Origin of the sequence: Streptomyces sp. NPDC004647 (assembly GCF_040609575.1) — a bacterium.
Taxonomy (GTDB): domain Bacteria; phylum Actinomycetota; class Actinomycetes; order Streptomycetales; family Streptomycetaceae; genus Streptomyces.
The window spans coordinates 107,698-114,350 of record NZ_JBEXKU010000014.1 but is presented as its reverse complement, the minus strand read 5'-3'; the positions used below and the strand labels follow the sequence as shown (position 1 = coordinate 114,350).

Here is a 6,653-nt window from a genome sequence, read left to right as displayed (position 1 = left end):
CCGGGGACGAAGGAGGTGAGGAAGGCGACCTTGGTGCCGTTCTCGGGCACCACCGGGACCGGATCACGCGCGACCAGCGTCGCATGCGCGTTGGACAGCACGTTCATGGTGCGGAAGAGCTCGATCAGACCGATCGACACCAGCATCACGACGTCGAGAATGAGCAGCGCGTCCGAGGCGTTGTCCCGCTTCGTCCAGTGCGCGGGCTGGAGCAGCCAGGCGAGCAGGCCGAGCGAGACCAGTGGCGCCGCGCCGAGCAGCAGGGCCGCCCGTATTCGGTGCGGTTCGTCGGCGAGCAGGCTGCGATAGCGCACTCTGTACGGCGTGTTGGGATCGGGCTGTGTGAGGGGCCCGGCGAGCCGGCTGTAGTGCTCGTAGTCGTAGCGCGGCAGCGCCTTCTTCTGGCGTCGCGGTCCTGGGTGCCGCTGCTGAGGCACGCGGAGCCGAGTCGTCCGGGACGGGTCGTAGGTATTCCGGGCGCCCGTCGGCGTCGACGTCATGAGTCATCCCCCCGCACGCAGGCCGGCCTGCGTGTTCGTAAGTTCTTCCGGGCCGGGTCAATGGTCCCCCTCGACCGACCCGTGCTCAGCAAGGTCCGGTCGCCATCCCCCAAGACAGGGAAAGGCCACCTTCCGGTTGCATGATGCCCTGTTCGACATCCGCAGTGGACGGGGCCCCCACCCCGTCGTGAACCGCAACCGATCGAGCCCCCAACTCGTCGACCCACAAGCTCCGTTTATGCCGTGGAAGCCATCGGGTCCAGGATAGGGTCCCGGATCTTCCGGCTTGATCGCAAGGGCGAAACAAGCTGTTTACTGGGCATACGCGTGCAATGGGATGCCTGTGTGCCGGTTGGGATTACGGCGCAGTTCGGGAACGGCGTCCTCGCGGAACCGGCACCGGGGTTCCGGCGCGAGGCGAAGACAGAGGCCGGTGATCCTTTTCGCGGCGGACTTCGGAACACCGATCAGCTGAGCCTGCTGACGCCCCGTCAAATGCGTTCGCCGATCGGGGCGGAGTGGGCTGCGTGAGACACCTGGGGAGCCGTGCGCGGCAAGTAGACGAACGTTCGATATTCCGCTATTTCCGTCAGTAATGTTCGATTGCGGTGCTCGATGCGCCATGGAAGGCTCCTCGGAAATCATCGGGGGGTGGATATGGCTACAAACGTAAGCTCGAACATCGTCATAGACGCGTTCAACTCGCTTGGCTGGGATACTTCAATCGCCGCGCGAGGTGTTGCCGGGTACTCGACACTCTCAAGCTGGCGTACGTCGCAGACCGCTCAGGTAGCCGCAGCCGGCGCGGCGGCCATGGCAGTACCGGGCGCACATCTGCTCGCTCTCACCGCGGACGTGGGATTTCTCCTGCACAAGATGTCCATCTGCGCGTGGGGCATCGGATTCAAACTGGGGGCCACGGTTGACGGCGAGGATGACATGGCGGTCATCCTCGGCCTGTGGGCCGGAGCCCTGGAGCCGGACGCGTTGAGCGTGGGTACTGCCGCCGTCGGGGTATCAGCAGGCTGGATGGTCCTCAACGCCACCTATCCGACCTACGGTGCCGCCGTGATGGCCAAAGTGCTGGCCGCCGGCGCCGGATCCGGGGTTTCCGCGGTGGGAGCCAAGATCGCGGGAAAGAAGAGCGGCAAGGCCCTGGCCAAGCTGAGCAAGCCATTCCTGCAGAAGATCGCGCAGAAAATAGCGGTGAAGTTCTCGGCACTGCTTGGTTCAAAGGCCGCTACAGGCGCTATTCCCATCCTCGGTGCACTCGCCGGCGCCGGAATCAATTCCTACTTCATCATGAAGTTCGCCGATGCCGCGGAGACCTACTACAGGGCAAAGATCGCCGCCGGAGGATGAGGCACTGACAGCCCGACGCGAACGAACGCTGGGGTGCCACCGATCCGGTGGCACCTAGCGTTCGCGGCGCGCGGAGCTCAGACGGGTCCGGATGTTCCCGAAGTGGTCGCGTACGGCTGCCTCGGCGCGTACGGCGTCCCCCGAGCGGACCGCCGCGAGGATCTCCCGGTGCTGACGGCAGGTGTTCTTCGGGTCGGGCTGGGTGTCCACCAGGTCCGTACGGACACGGTGGAAGGAGTCCCAGAACGCCTCGAGGACCTCGCTCAGCAGAAGGTTGTCCAGCCCGCGGTAGAGGGCGGTGTGGAAGGCCCGGTCGGTGTCGGCCCGGACAGCGCCGTCGTCGGCCTCGTCCTCCATACGTGATACGAGCGCGTCCAGTTCGACGAGATCCGCGGCGGGTACGCGGCCGGCCAGTCGCGCTATCAGCCCGGTCTCTATCGCCTCGCGCAGCTCCAGGAGCTGGAGAAGGCTGTCCTCGCCGCGGTAGTGCCCGGCGACCGTGCGGAAGGTCAGGCCCTCGATCATCGGGGCCATGGACATCGGTCCGACGTACGTCCCGAAGCCGTGCCGGATCTCGACTATGCCCATCGCCTGGAGAGCCTTGAGGGCTTCGCGGACGGAGTTGCGGCTGACCCCGAGCAGCTCCATGAGCTCGGCCTCGGTGGGCAGCGGAGCGCCGGACGGCAGCCGCTGGTCGATGATCAGCTTCTTGATCCGCTCCTGGATGTCGCTCGCCATTCCGCGACTGTGCACTGCAACCTCCGATTTGGCCATCCCCTGACCGTGGTCAGGAGGTAACCGGACACCGCCCCGGAACGACTCTGGGCCTCCCCGCCGGTGGCGAGGAGGCCCAGAGTGTCGTGTGCGCCGCCAGGGACTCGAACCCCGGACCCGCTGATTAAGAGTCAGCTGCTCTAACCAACTGAGCTAGCGGCGCGCGCTGACATGGAAATCGTACCCGATCAGCGGGGATGGTCCGAACGGCCGGGCGGGCCGGGTGTTCGGGCGGGCCGGGGCCCGGATTTCACGCCTTGATTGGTCTGGACATGTCCATCGGGCAGTCCTAGTCTGGCACTTGGTCTAGACCTGATCTGCACTCGGCTCACGGACATCCCCCACGTCCTCCAGGAGCGAAGCATGCATAAAAAGATCAGTGCGGCCGTGATCGGGCTCGGTATCGTCGGCGCCTCGGTTCTCGCCACCGGCAGCGCCACCAGTCACGGCTACACCAACCTCCCCATCAGCCGGCAGGCCCTCTGCGCCAACGGCACCGTGAAGGACTGCGGCCCCATCCAGTACGAGCCGCAGAGCGTCGAAGGCCCCAAGGGCTTCCCGTCGGGAGGCCCCGCGGACGGCAAGATCTGCAGTGCCGGCAACAGCCAGTTCGCCCAGCTCGACGACCCGCGCGGCGGTCGGTGGCCCGCCACCAAGGTCACCGGCGGCCAGGGCTACAGCTTCACCTGGCGGCTCACCGCCCCGCACTCGACCACCGACTTCCGCTACTACATCACCAAGAACGGCTACAACCCCTCAAGGCCGCTCACCCGGGCCGACCTGGAGCTCCAGCCGTTCATGTCGGTCCCCTACAACGGCACGCGGCCGGGTACCACCGTCGTGCACCAGGGCACCATCCCCACCCAGAAGACCGGTAAGCACCTGATCGTCGGCGTCTGGACCATCGCCGACACGAGCAACGCCTTCTACGCCTGCTCGGACGTCACGTTCTAAGGCGTCGCCCTCCGTTTCGGACCGTCCTCACTGCCGCGGTCGGTCCGGGACGCGGGCAATGGCGCCGGTCGATACGGATGACCTCGGGGCTTGATTGCCCCCTCCTCACCTGACATAGCGTCAGTTACCGTGCACTGTCATGGGGACGACGACCGGCACCGTCGCGGAACTCGTACAGCAGCGTTGGGGCGACCACCGGCCCGGCCTGAAATTCGAGGACCGGGTCATCAGTCACCATCAGGTCGCGGCCGGAGCAGCCGCCCGGGCCGCGCTCCTGACCGATCTGCTGCCGCCCGACGGTGCACCGCACATCGGGGTGCTGCTGGACAATGTGCCCGACTACCCGCTCTGGCTCGCCGCCGCGGCGCTGGCCGGCGCCACCGTCGTCGGCGTCAACCCCACCCGGCGCGGCCCCGAGCTCGCCGGCGACATCATCCACACCGACTGCTCTCTGCTGATCACCGAGCGGGCCCATCTCCCGCTGCTCGAGGGCCTCGACACGGGCATCCCCCCGGGCAGGGTCCTGGTCGTCGACGACCCGGGTTACGCGGCGCTGCTCGCACCGTACGAAGGGGCAGGTCCCGGCGACGCCAGGGTCGGTCCGGTCGGGCCCGGCACCCGGATGCTGCTCTCCTTCACCTCCGGCTCCACCGGTGCGCCCAAGGCCGCCATCTGCTCCCAGGGCCGGCTCGCCGCCGCGGGCCGGTCCCTGGTGTCGTACTTCGGGACCGGCCCCGACGACGTGCACTACATCTGCATGCCGATGTTCCACGGCAACGCCGTCGTCGCCGGCTGGGCCCCGGCGCTGGCGGGCGGGGCGGCCGTCGCCCTGCGCCGCAGATTCTCGGCGTCCGGCTTCCTCCCGGACGTACGGGCCTTCGGGGCGACCTACTTCACGTACGTCGGCCGGGCCGTGCAGTATCTGCTGGCCACGCCCGCGAAGCCGGACGACCGCGACAACCCGTTGCGCACCGGCTTCGGCACCGAGGCCGGAGCTGTCGACGCGGCCCGCTTCACCGCCCGCTTCGGCGTACCGCTGGTCGAGGGCTACGGCTCCTCCGAGGGCGGGGCCGCCCTCCAGCGCTCCCCGGACGCCCCGCCCGGTGCCATAGGCCGCGCCACCCCGGGCGACGATCTCGCGGTGGTCGACCCGGAGACGGGCCGGGAGCTGCCTCGCGCGGTCCTCGATCCGGCCGGCGGGCTGCTCAACGGAGAGGAGGCGATCGGCGAGCTGGTCAACCGTGGCCGCAGCCCCTTCGAGGGCTACTGGCGCAATGAGCAGGCGGCCGCGGCCCGCACTCGGGGAGGCTGGTACTGGACCGGCGACCTCTTCTTCCGCGACGAGCGCGGCTTCTTCCACTTCGCCGGGCGCTGCGACGACCGGCTGCGCGTCGACAGCGAGAATCTCGCCGCCGCGATGATCGAGAACATCCTCGCCCGCTACGAGCCCGCCGCCGCGGTCGCCGTGTATGCCGTACCCGACCCGGTCGCCGGGGATCAGGTGATGGCTGCCCTCGCACTGCGCGAGGGCGACGTGTTCGATCCGGAGGACTTCGCGGCCTTCCTGACCGCTCAGCCCGACCTCGGTACGAAGATGGCCCCCCGCTTCGTACGGATCGCGGCTGCCATGCCCGTCACCGCGACGAACAAGGTCCACCGGGTCGGTCTGCGCCGCGAAGGGTTCCGCTGCACCGACCCGGTGTGGTGGTCGCCGCAGGACGCCGGCCCGTGCGGGGCCGCCTACCGGCTGCTGGACGGCCGCGACCTCGGGCGGCTGCTGAAGAGCTACCGGGACCAGGGCCGGGAGGACCTTCTCGGCCGCTGATCAGGGCCCCGGCCGGTCCGGGCGTTCTCCGCGGAGGTCGGAGGGTGGCGGCCGAAGCGGGCCGGAAACGACACCGGGCTCTCTCGGATGTCCGAGAAAGCCCAGGTCAACAACGCTCTCTGTGGTGCGCCGCCAGGGACTCGAACCCCGGACCCGCTGATTAAGAGTCAGCTGCTCTAACCAACTGAGCTAGCGGCGCGCTGACGACTGCCGCGGAGCGGCCGACGTCAGAAGCAATAGTACCTGGTCCGAGGGGGTGGTCCGGCACGGAGGGAGCAGCGGTCCGCCGTACGTCAGATCGTGAGCGAGAGCAGTACGGGAGCGGCCTTGCGGTTGAGGGCGTCGGCGGCCTGCCGCAGCCGGTGGGCGTGCTCGATCGGCATCGACAGCGCGAGGCAGCCGACCGCCTGGCCCGCGGTGATCGGGACCGCGGCGCACACGGTACCCACCGCGTACTCCTGGAGATCGAGCACCGGGACGGTCGGCGGCTGGTTGTCCAGCTTGGTGAAGAGCACCCGCTCGTTGGTGATCGTCCGTGAGGTGAGCCGGGCGGTCTTGTGGCGCGAGAGGTGGTCGCGGCGGCCGTTGTGGTCGAGCTGGGTGAGCAGGCACTTGCCGACCGCGCTCGCGTGCGCGGCGGACCGGAAGTCCACCCACTCGTTGACCTTCGGAGCCCGCGGCCCGTCCACATACTGCGTGATCTTGACCTCGCCGTCGATGTAACGGCTGATGTAGACCGCCGCTCCCACCGAGTCACGGATTTCGGTCAGGATGCGCTGGAGTTTGCCGGACAGGGCCTGCTTGTTGTCGCCGCCGGAGCCGAGAAGCACCAGGGATTCACCGACGACATACGCACCGTCGGCGACCTGCTCCACATATCCTTCGCGCCGCAGCATCAGCAGAAGCTGGGAGAGGGAGCCGACAGGCAGGCTTGTTTCGCGCGCGATCTGAACGTCGGTGACCCCGTCGCCGTGCTTGGCAACGGTTTCCAGCACGCGAAGGGCGTACTGCACCGAGTGGAACGGCGCGGTCGGCTCGGGCTTGAGCGCCACGGTTTCCCCCTAGCAGGTTGTGACCGCTTGCGTCGTCGCCGTCGCTGCTGGTCACGGGGGAGGGGCACTCCACACCGGCCCCGGCAGCTGGGCTCGATACCACGATAGCCGCCAAGGGCGCGGAATGGAGCGGGTGTTGAGCAGATCGATGGCGCGCTCCAAGCGTGTCAGCAAGAGCGCGCCATC

Annotated in this window: 5 protein-coding genes, 2 tRNA genes and 1 pseudogene; 3 read left to right on the top strand and 5 right to left on the bottom strand. The window is 68.3% G+C overall.

Annotated elements, in window-relative coordinates:
* Positions 1-500: pseudogene (locus ABZW18_RS09030) on the bottom strand (glycosyl transferase); the annotation flags it as partial.
* Positions 501-1,151: 651 nt separating this feature from the next.
* Here ABZW18_RS09030 and ABZW18_RS09025 point away from each other — a divergent pair.
* Positions 1,152-1,862 carry a hypothetical protein gene (locus ABZW18_RS09025; RefSeq protein WP_356184206.1) on the top strand — a complete coding sequence of 237 codons (711 nt, stop codon included), beginning with the start codon at positions 1,152-1,154 and terminating at the stop codon, positions 1,860-1,862.
* Between the two features lie 54 nt (positions 1,863-1,916).
* On the opposite strand, the gene ABZW18_RS09020 is transcribed toward ABZW18_RS09025, so the two are convergent.
* Positions 1,917-2,600, bottom strand: a complete 684-nt coding sequence (locus tag ABZW18_RS09020) for a FadR/GntR family transcriptional regulator (RefSeq protein ID WP_356184203.1) — start codon at positions 2,598-2,600, stop codon at positions 1,917-1,919.
* Positions 2,601-2,725: 125 nt separating this feature from the next.
* Positions 2,726-2,799, bottom strand: a tRNA-Lys gene (locus ABZW18_RS09015).
* A gap of 200 nt (positions 2,800-2,999) precedes the next feature.
* Here ABZW18_RS09015 and ABZW18_RS09010 point away from each other — a divergent pair.
* Both ABZW18_RS09010 and ABZW18_RS09005 read left to right on the top strand, forming a co-directional pair.
* Positions 3,000-3,590, top strand: coding sequence for a lytic polysaccharide monooxygenase auxiliary activity family 9 protein (locus ABZW18_RS09010; protein ID WP_356184200.1), 591 nt, complete (start codon positions 3,000-3,002; stop codon positions 3,588-3,590).
* Positions 3,591-3,729: 139 nt separating this feature from the next.
* On the top strand, positions 3,730-5,415 hold the full coding sequence (locus tag ABZW18_RS09005) for an AMP-binding protein (RefSeq protein ID WP_356184197.1): 1,686 nt from the start codon (positions 3,730-3,732) through the stop codon (positions 5,413-5,415).
* A 122-nt stretch (positions 5,416-5,537) separates the two neighbouring features.
* Here the strand turns inward: ABZW18_RS09005 and ABZW18_RS09000 are convergent.
* Together ABZW18_RS09000 and ABZW18_RS08995 are read right to left on the bottom strand one after the other, a co-directional pair.
* Positions 5,538-5,614: transfer RNA gene (locus tag ABZW18_RS09000), tRNA-Lys, on the bottom strand.
* Between the two features lie 94 nt (positions 5,615-5,708).
* On the bottom strand, positions 5,709-6,467 hold the full coding sequence (locus ABZW18_RS08995) for an IclR family transcriptional regulator C-terminal domain-containing protein (protein WP_356184194.1): 759 nt from the start codon (positions 6,465-6,467) through the stop codon (positions 5,709-5,711).
* Positions 6,468-6,653 lie beyond the last annotated feature (186 nt).

Coding starts and splice junctions, on each gene's coding strand:
- ABZW18_RS09005 (WP_356184197.1), top strand. CDS start 3,730: ATGGGGACGACGACCGGCACCGTCGCGGAACTCGTACAGCAGCGTTGG.
- ABZW18_RS09010 (WP_356184200.1), top strand. CDS start 3,000: ATGCATAAAAAGATCAGTGCGGCCGTGATCGGGCTCGGTATCGTCGGC.
- ABZW18_RS09020 (WP_356184203.1), bottom strand. CDS start 2,600: ATGGCGAGCGACATCCAGGAGCGGATCAAGAAGCTGATCATCGACCAG.